Below are 21,792 nucleotides of genomic sequence, written 5' to 3'. Positions count from 1 at the left end.
CCACACTTCGGGGTCGTCGGGATCGAGACCGGCATCGATCAACGCTTGACGGTCAATGGAGTCACCCATAACTGCTCTGACGCAGGCGGCGCGGCCGTGGTTCCCTCGATGCCGAATTCGATTGGCACGCAGGTTTTCACGCGTTTTCGGCGAAGATCACGAAGATGACGAACAGCAACACCCCCACGCCGATCCACCACCACACGTTCACGGTCACGGTCACGGCGAGCACACCGCACACGACCGCCAGGACCAACAAGAACGCAGCCAGCCCGCAACCGGGCGGGAATTGTTCGCGCGCCGGTGCTGGTCGTGGACGTGCTGGAGCGGGATGTCGAGGTGAGTTCGTAATGCTGGACGGATACGCCGGGACCGGTTCCGCGGGGATCGGGTCGGCCACCGGGTTGCTGGGCGCAGGTTCTGGAAGTGGTGGTGGGGCAGCGGGTTCGGGTTCCGGGCCGACCGTTTCGAGAATCGGTTCGCGGCGGTGCACGATCAGATAGGTCACGTGGGTCGGCCCCTTCGAGATCAGGGTATGAGCGCCGGAGCGAACCCACTCACGTCGCTCACCGCGGCCGCCGTGATATTCGCCCAGGCACGAGCACACGCACTCGCTGACGTCATTGACCGCGTTCTGGCAGCTGCGGTTGCATCGCTCGGTCTTGTTGAACTCCAGCGTGAGCTCCACTTCGCCGAACTTCTCGGCCATCGCCTCGGCCAGAGTCCACAGGTGCGTGCGCGCGATCTCCCAGCGCTGCTCGGGCTTGTTCCAGTGCGGCCGGATGTGGCCCAGTTCGCTCTTGAGCCACGCGCGGTTCTTGCCGTTCTCGAAGGGCATGTAGGCCCACAACCGGGTGCGATTGGCCTTGCGCACGATCCGGGGTCGTTGCGGCGCCATACGGGTTACCTGCCCGCCGGGGAGTCGAGCAGCACGGCGCGTTCATCGGTGGTGAGGTTGCGCCACCACATCACCTGCCAGGGGTTATCGCGGTTGTCGAGCCATGCGCCCGCGCTGATCTCGCGCAGCGGCACCTCCCGATATCGGGTGCGGGCGTCGGGGTCGGGCACGTCGGCCGCCTCGAACTCCCGCATCTTCGTGTCGCGGACGGTGCGCGCCCAGCCCAGCTGCGCGTCGGTCCCGGTCAGCTCCGGCCAGCCGGCGGCGCGGGCGCGCTGGATGCTGGCGGCATTGATGGCGTCGAACTCACCCATAACCCGATGGTGCGCCCGTGCACCGACACACTGGCGCACCACCGAACGCCGCGGGCTTCCATGAAATACGTTGCGAGTCTTCAAGATTGAAGGCTCGACAAGGAATATGCGAGGAGAAGCTTGCGGCTATCGGTGATGTCGTTCATTCCGTGGCGGCCGGATCTTGCTGTGCATGTCGCTCACACAGGGTTACTCGAACCACATGCGGGTCATCGGGTCCATGCCGTCACGGAAATCGTCTGTGCCGGAATCGGGTTCGGGGTCCGTGGCGGCCGCGGCACCAGCGGCGGCGCGGCGGGCCTGCTCCTGGCGCTCGGAGGCGATCACCGCGCGACGCTCACTCATGGCCCGCGCGGGCGAGTCGCCTGCGGCCAGGGCCTTGGTCAGCGCGAGCGCGTCCTCGATGGCCTCGCGGGCACCCCGCACCGCGGCGGGGGTGATGGCGTGGTCGGCGTCGCCGCACAGGATGAGCGGGGTGGCGGGCGGGCGGGCGTTGTTCAGGGGCACGATGCGGGTGTTGGAGACATGGATGGTGTCGGTGGCCGCCAGAATGGTCTCGATCAGCGTGGTGGCGGTGGGATCGGCAGCACCGATGGCGTTGGCCCATTCGCTGGTGGGGTGAAATCCGATGTCGTCCACGGGAACCGGCGTGCGGGTCAGACGCGTGAACCAGAACAGCGCGGTTTCGGTCCACAGATATCCGAAGGTGCTCACCGGCAGCGGGCCTTCGCCGAGTTGGCCGTGGAAATGCATCACCGCAGGGTCGACGGGCAGGTCCATCGCGCGGGTGGTCTGACCGTAGATGACCACCTGCCTGGCGTAGAGGGCGGTGCGGTCGGGCTCGAGACGGGCACGGGCGAGGGAATCGATACCGTCCGCGGCGATGACCACCCCGGGGCCGGTGAGCTCCTCGTCCGCAGCACGCAGCGCCCCGGTCGCGGGATCGATATCGCTCACGCCGACCCCGTACCGGATGTCGGTGCCCGCGCTGTGCGCGAAGTCGGTGAGCACCCGCATCAACGCGCTGCGTTCGTACAGGCGCTGTCCGCGTGCGGGTCCGGTGTCCGAACCTTCGGGGCGGTAGTGGAAGCGGAAGCTGGCCAAGGGATGTGACGCGGCGTGCAAGGCAGCCAAGGGCACCCCGAGTTCGGTGAGCGAGCGGTGCGCGTGCGCGTCCAGGACAAGGAAGGCACCGGTGCCGGGGGCGGGCTGGCGTTCGTAGACGGTGACCGGGTATCGGCGCAGCGCGAGTGCGCCACCCAGAACGGTTCCGGCGATACCGCCGCCGAGGATGGAAACCACGAAGAACTTCCCTTCCGATCAGTGAGCGAGCTGGGCGTAAGCGCGGGCGAGTTCGATCAGTTCATCGGTGCCGGTGCCGCCGGTGGTGAGGATGGCCACCGGTTTGACCGGGCGCGCACTCTGGGCGGTGCCGCGCCGGTGCAGGTGCGCGAGAACCTGGGCCACCCTGTCCGGGCGCTGGCAGTCCGCGGGATCGAGTTCGTCGCTGATCGCGGGGCTGATGGTGACCAGGCGGTCGCGGCATTCGATGCGGGTTCGCAACAGCCCCGCGTGCGGGCGCAGCATGAGCGGGGTGCGTCCGGTACGGGGGTAGGTCAGTGCCGGTGGTGACATGGCCTCGAGATCGCGTAGCAGCCGGTGCAGCAGCTGGTTCTCCCGCACCGCGCGCCACATCGCAGTCAACTGCCGTGAGCGATGCGCGGCGGCCACCGCGGCGAAGCTGGCCACCCAGCCGAGGGTGCCGAGCAGGTACACCAGCCGCTCCCCGGTGGCCAGGACCGCCGGTGGTTGCTGACCCGCGTGCTGGATCCACATATCGGCGATGAACATGATTCCGGCGGCCGCCAGCGCCCACAGGCTCACCGACGCCAGCGTCATGGCCGCGCGCAGCGATCCGGAGGCGCGGCGCGCGGTGCGCATCGCCAGATAGGCGCAGATCGCTTGCGCGAGTGGGAAGAACGCGAACACCACCGAGTAGTAGATCGCAACCCTGGAGATCTCGAAGTCGGTCAGCCGGGCCGAGGCGGGCACCTGCGCGGCGGCGGTGACCAACCCGACGGCGGTGAGCGCGGCGAAGCCGATCAGCGCCACCGAGATCCGCCAGGCCCGAGTGGAGCCATCGCAGTGGGCGTAATAGGCGCCTGTGGCACACCAGGCGATCAACAGGGCCAGGGCCTGGATCGCGGCCAGGACGAATGGGCGCCCGTCGTCCTGATTGTTGGCGGTGTGCGCCATGGATTCGAGCACCAGATTGGCCGCGGTACCCAGGAGCGCGGTGGTGATCAGCGCGGACGCCAGCGAGGGCCGGCGTCCGGTCTGATAGATCCGCCATACCGCGACGGCAACGAAAATTGTTGTGCGAGTCCACCATTGGGCGTTCGTGAGACCGTTCACCGTAGGCTCCTCTCGGGCGTCATGACCATGAAATCCGGTCTTCGAGGCTGCGCGCGATCGCGGCCGCGCGGTCGTCGGGCTGCGCCGGCAGGCGCGCGTCCAGGTCCGAGCGCACCCAGGTGGTGATGGTGCGCGCCACGAATTCGGCGTCCCGTTCCTCTGGGTTGGAGTAGTCCCCGGTGCGGTGGGTGCCGTCGTACATCGCTTGCGCGGCGGAATCGGTTGTCCCCAGCAGGATGTGGGCGATCTCGTGCATGGCGATATGGGTTTGATGCTCACCGCTGGTCTCGGACTGGACCAGGATCTGATATCCGTCGCTGGTGCAGATGGTGCCGCCGAAGAACCCGGGCACTTTGAACGGGTGCGAGTCCACATCGATGGCGCAGCCCAGGCGCTGCGCCAGGGCGCTGATGAGAGTGTCGGCGCTGTCGCTGGGCTGCACCCCCAACTCCCGCAATACCCGCGCGGTGCGGTGACGCAGCAATAGATATCGCGCGGGCAGGCGGGCGGGCGGGGCGAGCACCAAGGGATGAGGTTGCACGATCTTCTCCTCTCGCGCGGGCACGCCCCAGCCGAGGGTCAGGAGGTGAGGCCTTGTCCGGCAGGGGGTTTGCGCCGCTGGGCCATCTTGGTGAAAATCTCGGCCAGCTCACTCAGGTCCACCGAGTCACCGCGCAGCGCCAGCCCGGAGACTCCGGCATCACGCGCGGCGGCGATCAGCCGCAGATTCGTGTCGATCGCCGCGACACGTTCACCGTCGGGATCGGTGAGGTAGGCGGGCGGGACACCGAAATGGTGGGCAATCGCCTCGAGCAGGCCGGTGTCGACCACCGCGGAGCCGTCGAAGTCTCCAGCGCGCATACGGTCGATATCGGTGGCGGACACCGTTTTTCCCAATGTGGCGGTCACCGAGTCCGCGACCGAGTCAGTGCTCTGGGCGGATGTGTCGCGGAGGTGGAAGGCGGCGAACAGCCGGTGCAGGCGTGCAGACAGAGTCAGTGTCTCTGATGTCTGGTCGGTCATCCCTTTCGCCTCCTTCGTCTGTCCGCAAACAATATCCCCAACTGGTATATCAAGGTCGTTTCACGTCGAAAGCTGGCACGCTGGAGCGGTCATTGTGGCGCCCCGCGTGATTGGTGGCGGTGCTCGAACCGCGCCACGGTCTGCTCATCGAGCCCTTCCTCGCGCCCGGTGAGCCAGCGTCGATACAGCCGTTCCTCGCGGTGCGGGTCATCGGGGGCCACCGGTGCGGAAAGCGCTTCCCCGAAAGCGATTTCGATCAGGGGGACCTTGCGGCCCCGGTGCCGCTCGAGCAGATCGGTCACGAACGGGCCGACCAAGGCCGACACGGCGGCATCGAGGCGGGTCATCGCCTCGGGCAGATCGGTCACCGAGGCGGTGTGCAGAGCGCGCTGGGCTTCCAGCAGGGGGAGCAGTTCGTCCAGGCTCAGCGTGATAGCGGTTGTGCCGGGCTCGAATTCGCCGTTGTCCGAGAGCGGGATCGGGGTGCGGCCCTCGCGGTACGCGGCCGCCGCCGAGCCGGGCACCCACCGCATCGCGACGTCGAACTTCTCGAACGTGCTCACGCGGACGTTCGCGCGCAGCCGCTCGAGTTCGGCGTCGATCTGCGTCGGTGCTGCCGGTCCGCCTTGCGCGTGTACCTGCTGCATCGACAGATTCAGTTGCTGGCGGCGGTCCTGTACCACACGCGCGAAGAACTCGCTGTGTGCTCCCATGCGACAACCTTACGACAGAAACGGTCAGAAACCCGCAACTATCCAGGCGTTTTTTATCATTACGACCGTGCATCACTCAGAATTCGCGAGTTTTCTTATTGAAATTTGACCATCATGGTCATAATCTTCGTGTGAAAGGGATCACGGCGAGCGGGCGGGAGGTGCGGGAGATGGCAATACGGGGCCGCGGCGAACACGCCCCCCGTATCTCTTCAACCGCTGCCCGGCGCTTGCCTTCGATCTTCGAATGTTGGTATCCGACAACGAATTTCGTGAGAACGGTGATCATGTCCCGCCTGTTGCCCGGAAAGGATGGCATCCCCATGGCCGCTACCCGCAAGGCCGCTCTGTCTCTGACCGCGCTGCCGCTGGCTTTCGCGCTCGGCGCCGGGGTCGCTCATGCCGCACCCGCAGGTCAGCCTGGCCTGGCCGCGCCGCAACCCGGAAGCCCCGGCCTGAGCGTGGCGCCCGCGCCCGTGGTTCCGGCCGCTCCGGCGGCCACCGATCCGGTGCAATGGATACCCGACTCCGAACAGGTGATCCCCGCCCCGTCGCGTCCCCGACCGCAGCACCAGCAGCCCCAGACCCAAGCACCTCAGATCCAGACCGTCATCTCCCCGCAGTCTTCCCCGGAGGCGGAAACCACCGAGCCGGAACCCGCCGCTCCGGTGGTGCCCGCGCTGTGGCAGCAGAACCGTTTCCAGTTCGGGGACACCATCGTGGATGTGCCCGAAGGCACCGACCCGCAGCTGGTGCGCAAAGCCCAGGACTGGATCTACATGGCCGAATGGCAGACGGCCGCCGCCTACGACGGAATGGGATTCTCCCGCGAGGAATCGGACCGCCGCGCGGCCTCGGCCATCGCCGGAGTGGTCACCGGCGCGGCCGTCGGCGCCGCCGGTGCCGGAATCCCCGCCACCGTGGTCGGGGGGATCGGTGGCGCGCTGATCGGTGGCACCGTCGGCGGTATCGCCGGTGCGGTGATCGGCACCGTGATCCCGGTTCCGGTTCTGGGCACGATCACCTCCGGGGTGGTGGGCACCGCCATCGGCGCGGTGGCCGGTGCGGCGGTCGGCGCGGCCGTGGTCGGCATTCCCGCCACCGTGGTGGGCGGCGCGGCCGCCGGCACCGCCGGAGGCCTGATCGGTGACGCGGTCGGCTCCGGCCCCCACTCTGCCCAGGCGCCCGCGGTCGAACCGTTGATCGATCCCGTCGCCGCGCCCGCTCCGATGCCTGCCCCGGTCATCGATGAGGTGGCCGCCCCGGTGATCCCCGCGCCGATCGTGACCCAGGTCGCCGCGACCGTGGACCAGGTGGCCGCCACCAGTGACGAAGCCGCACAAGCTATTTCCTCGCTCAGCGACGCGGTGGACGCCATGCCGCCGATGCCGTCCGGTCCCTTGTCCGACCTGCTGGGCGCCGCGCAGGCCGCACTCGACGGGCACTGACCGCCAGGGCCTCAGAACCATCGGGAGGAGGTGGAGCACATGACCACAACGACCACCAGTCAGGACGACCCGCACGCCGAGCGGCCCGAATCGCCCGAGACGGGCGCAGCCCCTGGATGGCGGAACTGGCTCGGTGCCCCACCACCGGACACCGAACCGCTTCCGGATTCCGATCCGGGTACCGAAACCACCACGGCTGCCACGGTGTTCGTCGATGACGACCCCATGGCACCGATCACTGCCACGATGCGTGAGCGCTCCCAGGCGGCACGGCGACGCCGCCTGATCAAGCGCAGCGCATTGGCCGCATGCTCGGCAGCTGCGTGCGGCGCGGTGGTGGTCGGGGGATGGCTGGCGCTTTCCGACGGCGCCAGCAGCGCGGGCGTGGCCCCGGCCGCACGACCGTCAACGGTGACGGTGGCCGGGACCACGCCCGCCGCTCCCTGGTGCGCGCCCACCATTTCCCCCAGCCTGGTCATCGGCAACGGGCCGGGCGACGTCACCAGCGCCACCGGGGTGATCCTGCTCCAGCAACACGCCATGTACACCCTGCGCGATCCGGCTCTGGTGCGCAGCGTCCTGGCCCCCGATGCGATGGCCGCCTCCCCGGAGGCCACCCGCGCGGCCGTCGACGCCATCCCTGCCGGCACCGAATACTGCGTCACCATCACCCCGGTGGGACCTGACCACTGGAATGTGCAAGTCGCGCAACGTGATCCGGCTGCGCAGTGGCAGCAGACGGTGGTCACCGCGCGGGGGAGCGATGGCCGCTACCTCATCACGTCCATTACGGCTGGAGGTTCGTAATGCTGCACACCATCGACCCCGACACCGCCGGTATGGATCCGGCCGTACTCACCGCCCCGGCCCCACCCGGCGCGCCCACCGATCTGGTGCCGGTGCGCGGGATGGCCGCCAAGACGCTGATGCGCGCCGAAACCCCGGCCGTGCTGGTGCTCGGTGTCTGCGGGGGCGCGGGAACCACCGTCACCACCCTGGGCCTGGCCGCCGCGGCGGCCACCCGCACCGACGCCGAGCAGGATCCGGTGTGCGTGGACGCCACCGCGTTCGGTGGTGACCTGGCCCTCCGCGGCGCCGACGCGCACACCCCCATCTCCACCCTGCAATCGTGGCTGACCAGCCCGAACCCCGAATTGCCCTCGGCGGTCGCCGAATGCAGTGGGATGAGCTCCACCGGTGCCCGGGTGATGCCCCGTACCGCCGATCCGCTGCCGCGCCGCGAAACCATGTCCTCGGTGCACCTGCACCTCACCCAGGCCGGGGCGTTGCCGCTCTACGACGCCGGCGCCCCGGTCGCCAATCGTGGGATCGCGCCCCTGCTGGCCGATCCGCGTGTCGCCCTGCTGCTGGTCACCACCGCCCGCCCCGACGCCATCAACAAACTGAAACCGGCGCTGAGCTGGCTCGATGACCACTACGGCGAATTCCTGGTCTCCCGGGTGGTGCTCGCGATCACCGAACAAATCCCCGGCACCGGCGCCGCCGCGCGCACCCACGTGCAGACCTGGGTCGGGTCCTGGGTGCGCACCGTCTCCGCCATCCCGTTCGACCCGCACCTGGCCGCCGGGCAGCTCGTCGCCTGGGACAAGCTCGCCGGCGCGACCCGCCAGGCGTTCCGCCTCTTGTTGGGAGACCTGCAATGAGCACCCTGCGCCGCCAGCTGCGCGCCGGTGCCGTCGCGACCATCGCGGCCGCCACCATCGCGGTGCTGCTCACCATGCCCGCCACCACCGCCGGCGCCCAATCCTCGGACTGCCCGGCGCTGTTCACCCTCGGCGTGCAGGGCACCGGCCAGTCCTCACCGAACGCCAGCCCCACCGACGACACCGGGTTTCTCTCCAATGTCTTCACTCCGCTGCTGGCCAAGGCCGACGCCGAAGGCGCGAAGGTGCAGCGCGAATACCTGCCCTATGACGCATCATTCGGTGGTTTCGTGGCCGGGGGCACGAACGCCACCTACGCCCAGTCGGTCACCAAGGCCGTGGACAAGGCCCGTACCCGGCTGTCGGAGCTCGTCTCCAGCTGCAAGGACTCGGCCGTGGCGCTGGTCGGCTACAGCCAAGGCGCGCACGTGATTTCGCTGCTGGCCCAGGACATCGGCGCGGGCAACGGACCGGTACCGGTCGACAAGATCGCCGGAGTGGCCCTGTTCGGTGATCCCACCCGCACCGCGGGCGCCACCACCTTCCCCGGCGACACCAACGCCACCCGCCCCAACGCGATGCCCGGCACCTCCGGTCAGGTCCTGGGCGAGATCGCCCAAGTGAACCCCCTCCCGCCCAGCGGCGCCGGCATCGGCGAATCCACCGAGAAGCCCGCGGATTTCGGCAAGCTGGTCGGGCGCGTGGTGTCGTTCTGCACCGGCGGGGACCTGTCCTGCGATGCCCCGGACAACGCGCCGTTGCTGCGCGCGGTCGCGCAGGTCGCGGCCAGCGTCCAGAATCCAGGCGACCCGATCCAGGCCCTGGCCAACATCGCCACATCCCTGGCGCAGACCGGCATCAAGACCGTCACATCGGTGGCGAACAACGACCTGAGCGGCACCAGCTTGTCCGCGCTGAGCTATTCGCCGAAGAAGTCGATCAGCCAGCGCATCGCCGAGGCGTCGGACCCGAACACTCCCGTGGACATCTCCGGTGCGCTCAAAGCCGTCATGAAAATCGGCACCATCGCGCTCAATGCCGTTGGCACCGTGGCCAAGTCGATGCTGACCGCGACCAATATCGCCGAGATCGGCACCGCCGGACTGGCCAATCCCATCGCGGGCCTGGCCCTGTTCGGTGCCAAGCTGGCCGGCGCCCTGAGCGAGCTGGTGCCGATATCGACCGGAATCCGTTGGGTCACCGAGGCTTTCCAGGCCTTCATCACCAACATCTCCGATAACCAGGATCTGCTCTCGGCCACCACCTGGGTCAAATACAGCGACGTGATCACCCGCCACGGGTCGTATCAAACCGACCCGATCACCCCCACCGGCCAGACCGCCACCACCTGGGTGGCGGACTGGTTCGCCGCGGCCGCCGCCGATATCGCCGGAGTCCAGGCCGCACCCGCCAGCAGCACCTCGGCACCCTCCACCACCCCCGAGGCCGCCGTCCCACTGCCCGCCACCAGTGCGGCCCCCGCCACCACAGTCCCGGTGACCACCGCCCCAATGACCTCGGCGCCCAGCGCGGCCCCGTCCAGCGCGGCCCCGGTCACCACCACCCCCAAGCCCTACTGACGGCCCGGCCCCCGGACCCCTGACCCCGAGGAGGTGACAACCCAATGTTGGTAACCCCCAGCAACACCGAACCCGAAACCGTGACCCCGGACCCGACATCCCCGGTTGTCCGCCCCGCCCACCGCTTCGGCCGCCGCCGGCGCACACTCGACGCCGCGCGGGCACAGGCAGTGAAATTCACCGCCGTCCCACCGGACCCCGAGCGCCGCGCCCAGCTGTGGGCACGCGCGGTCACCCACACCCAGACGGTGCCGCCGCTGGTGTGGCTGCTCGGCGCCCACGGCGGCGCCGGAGTCTCGACACTGGCCCACGCCCTGGCCCCCGCAGGGGACTGCGCGCGGTTCTGGCCCGCCGTGCTGGAGGACGAATCCCCGTTCGTGGTCGTGGTCGCCAAAGAAACCATCGAAGGCCTCACCCGCGCCCACGATCTGCTGCGGCAATGGCACTGCGGGATGGCCGGCACACGCGCGCATCTGCTCGGCCTGATCACCGTGGCCCACGCACCCGGCGACGCGCCCTCGGCGGTGCGCCGCTACCTCGATGTCATCGACGTGGCCGCCCCCGCCCGCTGGCGCGTGGACTGGCAAAAAGACTGGCCCACCACCCGCATCGCCGACCTGCCCGTCTGGACCCCCGACGACGAACCCCCGGCCAAGGGCAAAGACCCGCACGCGGCGGTCCGAGAACTCGGCGAGGCCCTGATCGTCGCCGCCCGTACCGCCGTGTTCGGTCCGGACTCCGCCGAGGACAAGTCATGACGCCCGCGTCGGTCACTGTGGTGGCCATCGGCTGCATCTGCCCGGAATCGCCGCCACAGGAATCCTTCGGCTGGCTCCTCGGCCCCGCCGGAGTCCTGCTCCTGCTCATCACCACTGCGCTCTCGGTCGGCTACGCCTACTACGCGATGACCCGGCCCGGAATGGACGAAAACCGTTCCGACATCACCGATTCCGATACCCGCGAAAGGTCAGAGCAATGATTGCCTTGATGCTGCACGACCACGTCAGCGCATGGCTGGCCGTCGACACCCTCAACCCGGAAAACCCGCCCTTCGCCGAGCGGCTCTACCGCATCGGCCGCTACTGCATGTGGGCCTTCCTGGGCAGCGCCGCGCTGTGCGTGGCCTATGCCGGTGGCCGGTTCGGGTGGGAGAAATGGAACGGCGGCGCCATGGAATCGCCCAAGCAGATCGTGGGCGCCATGATCGGCGCGGTGTTCTGCGTCTCGGCCAGCCAGATCATCAACGCCGTCACGCAATAGTGGTGGCGGCCATGCTCGTGCTCGCGCAGAAGCAGCTGCCCGACGACGTGAAACAGCCCATCGAACAGATCCTGAGCTGGTTCCTCGGTGGCGCGCTGATCGTGTGCCTGATCTGGTTCCTGATCGCTGCGTCCCGGTTCTTCCTGTACTGGCGTGGCGGGGAGGACCGGCTCCTTGAGGCCACCGGCTCGATCACCCTCAACGTCCTGGGCGCGGCCATCGCCTCGAGTTGCATGGGCATCGCCTACGCGATTCTCGGCTGACTGCACCGACCCGATCCACGAACAACCAGAAAGGGGTCCGCGGTGACACGACACCTCACCCGCGGCGGCCGCGTCCTCGCGGTGGCGGCCACGCTGCTGATCGCCGTCGGCTGCGGCGGCCACGACGACCACACCAGCACCGCTACCACCTCGGCCCCACCACCGGATCCGGCCCGCCCGCCCGCCTTGGTGCGCTGGGAGCCCTGGCAAGGCGTACGGCTGCCGATCTCCTCGGTCGACGGCCCGGCCAGGACCAGCACCGACGCCGCCGCCGGCTACAGCCACACCCCGCAAGGCGCCGCGTTGGCCGCCATCCAGAACACCGTGCGGATCTCCATCGCCCCGGACAACTCCTGGGCGCTGGTCGCGCACACGCTGCTGGGCGACGGCCCCGGCAAGGACGACTTCGTGCTCAACCGCGTGCAGTACTCGATCACCGGCCCCGCCGCACCCGACTACACGCCCACCCTGCGCGGCTACACGATCACCCGCTACGGCGCCGACCGCAGCGAAATCACCGTCTACAGCAGCTATCCCGACAACTCGCTGATGGCCAATGCGACCGTCATGGCCTGGCAGTACGGCGATTGGCGCCTGATCCTGCCCGACCCGGCCGGCAAAACCACCGTGGTGAGCGCGATCGCGGACCTTCCGGCCGATCTCGTGCGATTGGAGCCACCGCGATGAGCGAGAACCCCACCCCCACAAGCGAACCCGAATCCGAATCCTCCCGCCGAGGTCAGGTGTCGCTGATCCTGGCGGTCATGATGGTGGCCCTGGTGCTCATCACCGGCGCCATCGTGGTGTTCACCCGCCACAAGTCCGACACCTCCACCGCCGGCGGGACGCCGACCTCCCAGCCCAGCACGGCGCCCTCGGCCGATCCGCAGGCCTCCGGCTTCGACACCCCCGCCGTGGACGACTTCGGGCGCCGCGTAGACATCCCGAAAAACGGTGTCGGGCAAGCACTTCCGCAGACCTCCGGGCACCGCACCCCGGCCGACGGGGATTGGCTGACCGCCGCCCCGGCCGGTACCCAGGGCAAAGGCGGCTGGCAGCGGGTCTACGGCGCCTCGGTGCCCTTCTCCACCTCCGACGGCCCCACCCGGATCGTGGACGGGCTGGCCACCGGCTGGTCACACACCCCACAGGGGTGCGCCCTCGCAGCGGTGTACGTGATGTATCAAGAGCTCGCGCGCCCGGACAACCGGCAGCTGCGCGAACGGCTCATGGCGCTGACCCCGGCGCAATGGGCCGCCTACGACCAGGCGAAGGCCTCCGGGAAACTGCCCGCCACCGCGCCGGAGACCGTCACCCGCTGGATGGTCGCCTTCGATGCCTTCAAGATCTCCGGATATGCCGATGACCTGTGCACCGTGCGCCTGGCCACCCGCGCCCGCGCGGACAAGGTCGGCGGATCCCAGTGGCTGTCCTCGGAGGTGGCGATGGTGTGGGACGGCACCTGGCGCCGCCGCCCGCCGCCCGGTGAGGGCGATCTGCCACAAGAGAAAGTGCCGTCGCTGACCGGGTGGACACCATGGTGAACACGACCGCCGGTGCCCGCACCTGGCACGGCGGCCGCGGCGCGGCACTGCTGGCGCTGCTGCTCGCGCTGGTGCTCATCGCCGCCCCCTCGGCCGTCGCGCAGAACCCCGACAACAACGGCGGCAACTACGGATTCGGCAACGCCTGCGACGAACTCCAGTCCGGTCTGGACGGCATCGGACTGCCGTTCGCGCCGAGCCTGGGCGACGTCCTGGGCACCGGCTGCGATCTCGCCAACGCCGGCACCCATCCCGGGGACGCGGTCCAGGCCGTGAAAGACAAGATGTGGGACAGCACATTCGGCAAGGCGGTGGACTCGATCCTGTCGGGCCTGGGCCAAGTGCTGGTGCTGTCGATGACGTTCTGGATGAAGATCCCCAACTCCAAAATCGCCGACAGCCCAACACTGTTCGCCAAGATCCGGGACTACACGTTCTATATCCAGATCTATCTGCTGATGGCCAGCGTCATCTACTGCGCCACCAAACTGGCCATCGCCCGCCGCAGCGCGACCGCCCAGCACGCGGAAGAGTCGTTCTGGGTGCTGTTTCGCACCGTGGTAGCCGCCGGTGGATTCTCGGCGGTGATCGTCGCCGCCACCAAGGCCTCGGATGGATTCTCGTCCTGGGTGGTATCGGAAGCCACCGACGGTAGCAAGAAGAACATCGGCCAACTGATGGTGAATACCTCTGCGATGCAAGCATTTTCACCCGGCCTGGTGCTGATCATCGCCATTCTGGGCATCCTCGGCGCCTTCGCCCAGGTGGTGTTCGCGATCATCCGCCAGGGCTTTCTGATCATCGTGGTGGGCATCATGCCCATGGCCGCCGCCGGATCCGGTTTCGAGATGGGCAAAGCGTTCTACCGCAGGTTTATGGCCTGGACCATCGCATTCGTGCTCTGGAAGCCAGTGGCCGCGATCGTGTACCTGATCGCCTTCACCGTCGCCGACGACGCCGGCGCGTCCACCGACATCGGAACGCTGCCCGATTCCGACACCGCCCAGCGCGCCCTGGTCGGACTGGTGCTGCTGTGCAGCGTCGCGGCGGTGCTGCCAGCGGTGATGCGTCTGGCCTCCCCGGTCGCGCTGGCCGCCTCCAATGCCGGCGGCGGCATGGCCGGGGTGATGACCGGTGCGATGATGGCCCGCGGCCGCCGACCCTCCGGCGCGACGGATTCCCGTGGCGGTGGCCGGGTGAGAAACCCTGCGGCACAGGGTGGTTCGGGTGGTGGCGCCAACCCGCCCACCGGCGCCAGCTCCGCGCCCCGGCAAGGCCCGACCGGTCCCCGCGGTCCCGCCGGAACTCCCGGACGGCCCGGAGCCGCCGGTGCCCCCGGCCGTGCCGGAGCAGCCGGACGCAATGGCGGGCGCACGGTCGGTCCGGCCGGTGTCACCCTCGGTGCGGGCATGGTCGCCGCTCAGACCATCGGCAAAGGGGTGCGCGCCGCCCACTCGCAGGTCGACGCGGCCGCCTCCCCGCAAGGCAATGCCCGTACTCCGGCCCCGCGCCCCACCGGTGCCCGCCGAGGGGTGGTCCCGCGATGACCGCGCCGGCGCCCATCGAAGACCGCACCTACGGGATGTGGGTGCGGCCGCGCCGTGAAGGCATGTTCGGCATGACCTGGTGGTCCACCATCGCCGTGTTCACCGCCGTGGTGCTGGCGCTGGTGGTGATCGTGGTCGCGGGCACCACGGCCGGTCTGGTCGTGGCCGGGCTCGCGGGACTGATGTTGATACCGGCGGTCTGGCAGACCGGCGGCCAGAGCGGATACGAGAGAGGACTCATCGTGGCGCAATGGTGGCGCGCTGTCTGGAAGCGCGAAAACGTCTACAAGGCAGGGGTGTACAGCTACCTCGGGTCGTGCCGCCTGCCGGGCCTCATGGCCGCCGCCAAACTGGAGGAGTTCATCTCCGCCGACGGCCAGCCCTTCGGCATGGTCCACTTCAAGGACTTCGACCTCTACACCGTGGTGCTGCGGGCCTGGCCCCAGGGCGCCCGCGCCGTCGACCAGGACATGATCAACATGTGGGTCGGCTCGTGGGGCCAGCTGCTCGCGAGCCTGGGCGGGCAACCCGATATCGAGGCCATCTGGGCGGTCAACGATTCGATGCCCGAAACCGGCAACAGCCTGGCCGCCGAGGTGGCCTACCTGACACATCCGGACGCGCCGGAGATGGCGCGCACCGTGATGGCCGAGCTGGTGGAGGAACTGCCCAGCGACACCGTGCGCCAAGAATCCTGGTGCAGCATCACTTTCCGGGCCTCCACCCCGGCTCGCCGTAAGGACCCACAGGAGCAGGCGGTGGAGATCGGGCGCCGACTGCCCGGCATCATCACCGCACTGAGTGAGGCCGGGGTCAAGTCCCGCCCGATGACCGGCGACGAAGTGATCGCGTTGGTGCGCCGCGCCTGGGATCCGGCCGCGGAGTCCGATCTGGAGGAGGCCGCCGAATCCGGTGCGCCGCACGGAGTTCCGTGGGCCGACGCGGGCCCGGTGTCCTATGAGGAACATCGCGGGGACCTGTGGCACGACGGGGTCACCAGCGTGACCTGGGAAATGGATCTTGCCCCCGAGGGCAACGTGCGCGAACGGGTGTTGCAGCGTCTGCTGGAACCGTCACTGGACCTGCCGCGCAAGCGCGTGGCGCTGGTGTACCGGCCGCACTCGGCCGGGGACGCTACCGCCATCGTCAACGACGACTATCGCGACGCGCTGACCGCCCAGAACGCCTCACGCGGCAACCTCGGTAGCGCCCACACCACCGTGCGCATCGAATCCGCCGAGCAAGCGCGTGAGGAGCAGGCCCGCGGGCACGGCGTGACCCGCTTCCATCTGCTGATCACCGTCACCGAACCCGACAACGGCAAGGACGTACCCAGCCTGGAAGCGATCACCAAGGATCTGGGTCTGCAATCGCGGCTGAAGATCCGCCGCTGCTACCGATTCCAGGCCGCCGCGTTCGCCTCGGCCCTCGGGCTGGGGGTGCTGCTGCCGGAGATGGCCACCATTCCCCGGGCAGTGTCGGCATGACCACCACGCCCACCCGCCGCCGGCCCCTGAGCAGCGGCGGGAAACCACAGCCGAAACCAACTCGCCAGGACCGCAAGCACAAGCGCGACAAGTTCGGCACCGCGCTGCTGAGCGAAACCGAGCGCGAACGGCTCGAAGCCCGCGCCGCGCACGGCCACCCGATCGCCGCCATGCTGGCGCGTTTCCAACTCCAAACCGACGACAACCGCCGTCGCGCCCAACACCGCCGCACCGGCACCGCTCCCGCCGCTGCTACCAAAACCGGTGCGGCACAGAAGAAGACGCACACGCCCGCGCTGACCGCCGCCGGATATACCGGCCCCGGCGGCGGCCGCGGAGTCGCGGCCCGCCCCGTCGAATACCGAGGCACCACCGCTCAGGTCGCGGGATTGTGGCCCTGGGCGGTCGGCGCCGGCGCCCCCGTGCTCGGCACCCCGCTGGGCTGGCATCTCGACACCGGTGAACCGGTGTGCTTCGACCCCATGAACTGGTTCAAGCGCGGCACGTTCATCACCGCTCCGAGCCTGTTCGTGCTGGGGCTCAACGGATTCGGTAAATCCACATTCGTGCGGCGGCTGGTCCTGGGCGGTATCGCCCAGGGCATCAAGCCGTTGGTGCTCGCGGACGTGAAACCGGACTACCGGGGTGTGATCGAACGCTGCGGCGGGCAGGTCATCGACCTGGGATACGGGCACGGCAAGCTCAACCCGCTGGACTCCGGGGTCATGGGTCGTTCCCTGGCGCGCCTGGAAGCCGACGGATTCGCCACCGAGGCCGAGATTCTGCGCACCGAGATCCGGGCACGGCAAACCAATCTGATCGGCGGTCTGATCGAACTCTCACGGGGGGAACGGATCCGGGACTTCGAGAACACGCTGATCTCCACCGCGCTGCGCATCCTGTATCAGCCGGTGCCCGAGGGTGGGCGCGGGTTCACCATCACCGCGCCGCCGATCTTCGATGACCTGGCCGAGGTCATCGCCGGCGGTGGGGAAGCCCTGCGCTTGGACGCGGCCGCGCACGATGACACCAAGTACCAGGCCGCGATCGTGGATCTGCTGCGCAGCCTGCGCGCCCTGACCCAGGGCAATTTCGGCACCGTGTTCAACGGGCAGACCACCCACCAGTTCGACCTGGACCGCATCGGGGTGTGCGTGGATGTCTCGCACATCGCCAATTCCGACAAGAAGCTGAAGGCCGCGGTGATGTTGGCCAGCTGGTCGCAGGGATTCGGCGCCATCGATGCGCTGAACCTGCTCGCCGATGTGGGCCTGGCGCGTCAGCAGTATTTCCAGGTGGTCATGGACGAACTGTGGCAAGTCCTGGCCTTGGGAGACTTCATGATCGACCGGGTCGATGAACTGACTCGGCTCCAGCGAGGCATCGCCACATCGCTGATCATGATCAGTCACACCATCAAGGACCTGCAATCGCTCGGCTCGGAGGCCACCATCTCCAAGGCCCTGGGCTTCCTCGAACGCGCCCGCGCCAAGGTCTTCGGCGCCCTGCCCGCCGAGGAGCTGCGCCGCCTGGACTCCATCTGCCCGTTCACCGCCGCCGAACAGGCGATGGTCACCGGCTGGTCCGCACCCCAATCGCTCACCGGCGAACCCGTGCGCCGCCGCATCCTCGATGCCGAAGCCGAAGCCGATGCGGCGCAGGAGGACTCACACGACAAGGCGATAGCGCCGGGCACCGGCAAATTCCTGCTGAAGATCGGCGAAGATCGCCAGCCCGGCCTGCCCTTCTACCTGAAGCAAACACCGACCGAGGAATCCAGCGGCATCAACGCCACTTCGGCCAGGTTCGACACATTCGGTGTCCGGACCACCGCAGACAGGAGGACATCGTGACATCGCAGCGCCGCTACCGCGTGGTCAATGCCGAGGTGCGCAAAGACGCGGTGGGGCGAGTTCTGAAGTTGTGCAGCGGCGGGATGTCACGGTCGAAAGCTGCCCGCGCCGTCGCCGATGACATTGGGGTACATCCGAATTCGGTGATGAACTGGGTCACCGACGCGGCCGGACCGGTCACCGGCAGCGCGGCCGCCGACCTGCATCGCCAGATCGCCGAACTACAGCAGCAACTCACCGACTCGCGCAGCTACAACCGCACGCTGGTGGAACGGCTGCACGAGACCGACCCCGGTCTGGAGGCCAGCGGGTGATCACCACCGCCCGCACCGGCGCGCTGGCTGCGGTCATCGCGCTGGTGCTGGCGGTGCCGCTGCTGCTGGTCATGATGCTCGACGACGACCAAAGCAGCTGCGCGCCAACCACATCAGCGCCCCACAGCGGCGGGGAATCGCCCGCCGGATCGAGTACCACCAAGGTCTGGCCGGTCCGCAGCGGCGAATACACCCTCAGCGACACCTTCGACGCCAGCGGCGGAGATGGGCACCGCCGCCATCTCGGCGTGGACCTGGCCGCCCCCGAAGGCACCGCGATCTACGCCGCCGCCGACGGGACCGTGGTCGACGCCGGCCCCGCGACCGGCTTCGGGCAATGGATAGTCATCGACCACAACCTGGACGGCCAGACCCTCAGCACCGTCTACGGACACATGTACGAATCCGGGGTGCTCGTGCACACCGGCGACCAAGTCCGTGCCGGACAGCAGATCGCCAAGGTCGGCAGCAACGGCGAATCCTCCGGCGCGCACCTGCATTTCGAAGTAGTGCCCGGTGGACGCCTCAGCGGCGGCTCCCAGGTAGACCCACTGCCGTGGCTGGCCGACGCCGGCCAACCCGGCGCCGATCCCGCCGCCCCCACCCAGACCCCGGCCACCACCACACCCGGCCCGGCCCAGCAAGCCGGTGCCACCGGCACCACGACCACCACCGGCTCGGCGCAGGCCACCGAAACCACCACGCCCACAACGACTACCGGCGCGTGCGGCGCCTCGACCCCCTCCGGCGGTGGGGTGGACAACTTGGCCGACGGCGCGGTGCCCGAGGAGTACGCGCCCTGGTACCGCAAGGCCGGAACGCTCTGTCCGCAAATCAGTTCCGCGCTGCTGGCCGCGCAAGGCCAGTCCGAATCCGGATTCAACCCCTCGGCGCTCTCACCCGACGGCGCCATGGGTATCGCGCAATTCATGCCCGGCACCTGGCCCGGCTACGCCGCCGACGACGACGGCACCGGCAATGTCAACGCCTGGAATCCCGCCGACGCGATCATGGCCCAGGGCCGCTACATGTGCCACATCGCCGCCGCCGTGGACGGATGGATCACCGCGGGCAGTGTCAGCGACGTCCCCGACCGGCGCGAACTCTATCTGGCCGCGTACAACGCGGGGGAGGGGGCAGTGTTGTCCTCGGGCGGATTCCCCACCGGCAGCCCACGCTACGAAACCGAGACCCGGCCCTACGCCGAGAGAATCATCGCCAACATTCCGGCATTCACCCGGACGCTGAGCTGAACGACAGGAAGGGATCCGATGGCTACGACCCCGCGCCAGCGCATCGCCCTGGCCGCCGTTGCCGCAGTGGTGATCGCAGCCGGACTGGCACTGGTGCTGACCAACAGCCACCACGGCGAGAGCGGCGACACCCGTGGTGGCGACGCGGCCGCCACCAGCCTGGGACCACAGCCCGACGGCGCGGACCCCGCCACCGCCGCGAAATACGCACTGGCCGCGATGTTCTCCTGGCAACCAGCACACGACAGCGACCCCGGGCAAGGTCTGACACGGGCCACACCGTGGCTGACCGGGGAACTGGCCGCCGAGGCCACCGCCACCGCCCCGGCCACCGGCGTACGGCCCCTGCGGGACTGGGCGGGCTGGGCCACCGCCGCCGATGTGGTGACCGCGCTGGTCACCATCACCGGCACCGGCGCCCCCGAACATGGCCAATGCCTGGTCACCGCCCAGGTGCAACAGATCGTGCTGCACCGCAACGGCACCCGCGACCCGACACCGTGGCGCCTGATGACCATCGCCGCCTCGGTCAGCGATACCCCCGCGGGCTGGAGGCTGGCCAACTACCGGGTGACCGGCTGACAGGAGGAAAACATGGCACTCGACGTAGGACCGCTCTGGCTCTGGATCGCGGCCCCGATCGTGGTCACCCTGCTGTGGCAGATCCACCAGTTCGGATACGGGCCGGGCTACTGGCGCACCCGAGACCCACAGCAGCGCACCGCCTTGCGCGCGGCTGCCCGCATCCGCCGCACCTGGCCCCGCACCGCACGCAAACTGCGCATGGTCGAACACGACCCGCAGAACCCCAACCGCAAACGCATTCCCCCCATCGTCGCGACCACCATCGGCCCGGAGGGCATCGTGCTGGAGTTCGGGACCGTAGTCGGCATCGGCCTCGCCGAATTCGAGAAGCACGCCAGCCACCTGATCAACGCCTGGCGCACCCCGAAAGTCGATGTGTGGCAAGCCGAAGCGGGCCGGATCCAGGTCCGCATCCCGCACGGCCGCGCCACCAAGCCCACCGTTTACCGCCCGGCCAGCGATCTAGGCCGTTGATTCGCCTGGTGCCGATCATGTTGACCGGGCGTGCCAATCACTGCGGCGCCCAACCGATTTCGATCACTACCGCGTAGCCTCGCCTGCGAGTCGCACACCCCTTCGACTCGTTTGCACCCCTCCACTACGCCGACCGGACCCCACGTCCGGTCGGCGCAGTCGTGATACCGGTGGACCTCCGCCGCTAGGAGTTTGCGCGAGAGGTGGAGATTCGATATCTGGCCGACGTTCTTTAACGTGACGGTCGATTTCGAAAGGTTTGGGATGCTGTTCTGGTTCTTCATCGGTTATGTCGTATTCGTTGCGGTGCTTGTGGCGTATTCCGCCCACGTCGCCATTTCGTGCAACGATGCCGGAAAGCGCGCTGATGCCTACAAAGTGCTGCGGCTGATCTGGGCCACTGGGACCGGGGCAGGCGGACTCACCCTGCTGATAATCAATACGGTGATCAAGCTCCGGGAAATCGGTGCCATCTAGATATTGGAAAAGGCGGGCACCGTCCCGACGGTGCCCGCCTTTTCTTATCCATCCGCGTCGGTGGGTAATGCGCGAAACTGTTGCGCATTACCCACCGACAATCACCCTAAGCGATCAGCTCCGCAGTGCTCCTTCCCATGTCAACCCTGCCAACCCTGTGATGACCAACAACAGCAGTAGAAACCTGTCTACCTTGCTGGCGTACAACTCCATACGGCTGCCGCGTCGACGGCCTCGGCCTTTACGATCTTTCGTCATATTCCGGATACCCTCCAGTAGTGAATTTCAAATTCGGGAAGCGTGGGCTACGCTCCCGATCCCCTTGTTCCGGTTCCGTCTGAGTCGGATAGATATTTGTAATCCATTGGGTGAATGTATGCGTCCATTCATCCGCTAGGATTCTTCTCCTCCTGGTTACCCCGGCTTACGAAGCCGCTCTTTCTCACTCGATTCGCCTCCGGGCTGGGGAGCTCAAACACTCACCAGCCCCAGGAGGCGGGTGCGGCCGGTATTACCTACCCGGCCGCGCCCGATCCTGGTTGGAGGTCGGGTCATTGGAGTTGTCGAGGGCATCAGCGGCTGCCATGATTCGGGCGTACAGATGATCGAAATTCACCTTCGACATCTGTGCGTCGACAACACGGGCAGCCGTTGCGAGGCGCTTTTCAACGTCCACGGTT

At 68.3% G+C, this 21,792-nt stretch carries 26 protein-coding genes; 18 read left to right on the top strand and 8 right to left on the bottom strand.

Features of this window, described 5'->3' with window-relative positions; translation table 11 throughout:
- Positions 1-136: 136 nt before the first annotated feature.
- From OHB26_RS38880 to OHB26_RS38850, 7 genes are all read right to left on the bottom strand, one after another.
- Entirely contained in the window at positions 137-898 is a 762-nt protein-coding gene (locus OHB26_RS38880) for a hypothetical protein (protein ID WP_330185963.1), read from the bottom strand.
- 5 nt (positions 899-903) lie between these two features.
- Positions 904-1,212, bottom strand: a complete 309-nt coding sequence (locus tag OHB26_RS38875) for a hypothetical protein (protein ID WP_330185962.1) — start codon at positions 1,210-1,212, stop codon at positions 904-906.
- Between the two features lie 189 nt (positions 1,213-1,401).
- Positions 1,402-2,514, bottom strand: a complete 1,113-nt coding sequence (locus OHB26_RS38870; RefSeq protein ID WP_330185961.1) for an FAD-dependent oxidoreductase — start codon at positions 2,512-2,514, stop codon at positions 1,402-1,404.
- 18 nt (positions 2,515-2,532) lie between these two features.
- On the bottom strand, positions 2,533-3,627 hold the full coding sequence (locus tag OHB26_RS38865; RefSeq protein ID WP_330185960.1) for a hypothetical protein: 1,095 nt from the start codon (positions 3,625-3,627) through the stop codon (positions 2,533-2,535).
- A 19-nt stretch (positions 3,628-3,646) separates the two neighbouring features.
- Complete coding sequence (locus OHB26_RS38860; RefSeq protein WP_330185959.1) at positions 3,647-4,168, bottom strand: hypothetical protein; 522 nt, start codon at positions 4,166-4,168, stop codon at positions 3,647-3,649.
- 38 nt (positions 4,169-4,206) lie between these two features.
- A complete protein-coding gene (locus OHB26_RS38855; protein WP_330185958.1) occupies positions 4,207-4,650 on the bottom strand; it encodes a hypothetical protein in 444 nt (147 codons plus the stop codon).
- 89 nt (positions 4,651-4,739) lie between these two features.
- Positions 4,740-5,363: a hypothetical protein gene (locus tag OHB26_RS38850; protein WP_330185957.1), complete on the bottom strand. Its 624-nt coding sequence runs from the start codon at positions 5,361-5,363 to the stop codon at positions 4,740-4,742.
- 323 nt (positions 5,364-5,686) lie between these two features.
- Between OHB26_RS38850 and OHB26_RS38845 the strand changes: the two genes are divergently transcribed.
- The 18 genes from OHB26_RS38845 to OHB26_RS38760 all read left to right on the top strand — a co-directional run bounded on the left by OHB26_RS38845 (position 5,687) and on the right by OHB26_RS38760 (position 21,112).
- Entirely contained in the window at positions 5,687-6,811 is a 1,125-nt protein-coding gene (locus OHB26_RS38845; RefSeq protein WP_330185956.1) for a hypothetical protein, read from the top strand.
- Positions 6,812-6,850: 39 nt separating this feature from the next.
- Entirely contained in the window at positions 6,851-7,618 is a 768-nt protein-coding gene (locus OHB26_RS38840; protein ID WP_330185955.1) for a hypothetical protein, read from the top strand.
- A complete protein-coding gene (locus OHB26_RS38835) occupies positions 7,618-8,475 on the top strand; it encodes a hypothetical protein (protein WP_330185954.1) in 858 nt (285 codons plus the stop codon). Before OHB26_RS38840 ends, OHB26_RS38835 begins: the two co-directional genes overlap by 1 nt.
- On the top strand, positions 8,472-10,055 hold the full coding sequence (locus OHB26_RS38830; protein WP_330185953.1) for a cutinase family protein: 1,584 nt from the start codon (positions 8,472-8,474) through the stop codon (positions 10,053-10,055). Before OHB26_RS38835 ends, OHB26_RS38830 begins: the two co-directional genes overlap by 4 nt.
- A gap of 44 nt (positions 10,056-10,099) precedes the next feature.
- Entirely contained in the window at positions 10,100-10,813 is a 714-nt protein-coding gene (locus OHB26_RS38825; protein WP_330185952.1) for a hypothetical protein, read from the top strand.
- On the top strand, positions 10,810-11,034 hold the full coding sequence (locus tag OHB26_RS38820) for a hypothetical protein (protein WP_330185951.1): 225 nt from the start codon (positions 10,810-10,812) through the stop codon (positions 11,032-11,034). The genes OHB26_RS38825 and OHB26_RS38820 overlap by 4 nt, the downstream gene beginning before the upstream one ends.
- Positions 11,031-11,315, top strand: coding sequence for a hypothetical protein (locus OHB26_RS38815; protein ID WP_330185950.1), 285 nt, complete (start codon positions 11,031-11,033; stop codon positions 11,313-11,315). The genes OHB26_RS38820 and OHB26_RS38815 overlap by 4 nt, the downstream gene beginning before the upstream one ends.
- Positions 11,316-11,326: 11 nt before the next feature.
- Positions 11,327-11,578 (top strand): hypothetical protein, encoded by a 252-nt coding sequence (locus OHB26_RS38810; RefSeq protein ID WP_330185949.1) that lies wholly within the window; start codon positions 11,327-11,329, stop codon positions 11,576-11,578.
- 42 nt (positions 11,579-11,620) lie between these two features.
- Positions 11,621-12,265, top strand: a complete 645-nt coding sequence (locus OHB26_RS38805; protein WP_330185948.1) for a hypothetical protein — start codon at positions 11,621-11,623, stop codon at positions 12,263-12,265.
- A complete protein-coding gene (locus OHB26_RS38800; protein WP_330185947.1) occupies positions 12,262-13,122 on the top strand; it encodes a hypothetical protein in 861 nt (286 codons plus the stop codon). Before OHB26_RS38805 ends, OHB26_RS38800 begins: the two co-directional genes overlap by 4 nt.
- Positions 13,116-14,669 carry a hypothetical protein gene (locus OHB26_RS38795; RefSeq protein ID WP_330185946.1) on the top strand — a complete coding sequence of 518 codons (1,554 nt, stop codon included), beginning with the start codon at positions 13,116-13,118 and terminating at the stop codon, positions 14,667-14,669. The genes OHB26_RS38800 and OHB26_RS38795 overlap by 7 nt, the downstream gene beginning before the upstream one ends.
- A complete protein-coding gene (locus tag OHB26_RS38790) occupies positions 14,666-16,156 on the top strand; it encodes an SCO6880 family protein (RefSeq protein ID WP_330185945.1) in 1,491 nt (496 codons plus the stop codon). The genes OHB26_RS38795 and OHB26_RS38790 overlap by 4 nt, the downstream gene beginning before the upstream one ends.
- Positions 16,153-18,009, top strand: a complete 1,857-nt coding sequence (locus tag OHB26_RS38785) for a hypothetical protein (RefSeq protein ID WP_330185944.1) — start codon at positions 16,153-16,155, stop codon at positions 18,007-18,009. Before OHB26_RS38790 ends, OHB26_RS38785 begins: the two co-directional genes overlap by 4 nt.
- The gene (locus tag OHB26_RS38780) at positions 18,006-18,323 is read left to right on the top strand and encodes a transposase (RefSeq protein WP_330185943.1); all 318 of its coding nucleotides are present in this window, start codon (positions 18,006-18,008) and stop codon (positions 18,321-18,323) included. The genes OHB26_RS38785 and OHB26_RS38780 overlap by 4 nt, the downstream gene beginning before the upstream one ends.
- Complete coding sequence (locus OHB26_RS38775) at positions 18,320-19,576, top strand: M23 family metallopeptidase (RefSeq protein ID WP_330185942.1); 1,257 nt, start codon at positions 18,320-18,322, stop codon at positions 19,574-19,576. The genes OHB26_RS38780 and OHB26_RS38775 overlap by 4 nt, the downstream gene beginning before the upstream one ends.
- Positions 19,577-19,594: 18 nt before the next feature.
- The gene (locus OHB26_RS38770) at positions 19,595-20,158 is read left to right on the top strand and encodes a hypothetical protein (protein ID WP_330185941.1); all 564 of its coding nucleotides are present in this window, start codon (positions 19,595-19,597) and stop codon (positions 20,156-20,158) included.
- A gap of 12 nt (positions 20,159-20,170) precedes the next feature.
- Positions 20,171-20,635 (top strand): hypothetical protein, encoded by a 465-nt coding sequence (locus OHB26_RS38765; protein WP_330185940.1) that lies wholly within the window; start codon positions 20,171-20,173, stop codon positions 20,633-20,635.
- Positions 20,636-20,872: 237 nt separating this feature from the next.
- On the top strand, positions 20,873-21,112 hold the full coding sequence (locus tag OHB26_RS38760; protein WP_330185939.1) for a hypothetical protein: 240 nt from the start codon (positions 20,873-20,875) through the stop codon (positions 21,110-21,112).
- Positions 21,113-21,623: 511 nt separating this feature from the next.
- Here the strand turns inward: OHB26_RS38760 and OHB26_RS38755 are convergent.
- Positions 21,624-21,788 carry a hypothetical protein gene (locus OHB26_RS38755; RefSeq protein WP_330185938.1) on the bottom strand — a complete coding sequence of 55 codons (165 nt, stop codon included), beginning with the start codon at positions 21,786-21,788 and terminating at the stop codon, positions 21,624-21,626.
- Between the last annotated feature and the right edge of the window lie 4 nt (positions 21,789-21,792).

The organism is Nocardia sp. NBC_01503 (genome assembly GCF_036327755.1).
Classification (GTDB): Bacteria; Actinomycetota; Actinomycetes; order Mycobacteriales; family Mycobacteriaceae; genus Nocardia.
The sequence above is the reverse complement of the archived record's forward strand: the minus strand, read 5'-3'. Positions and strand labels throughout refer to the sequence as shown.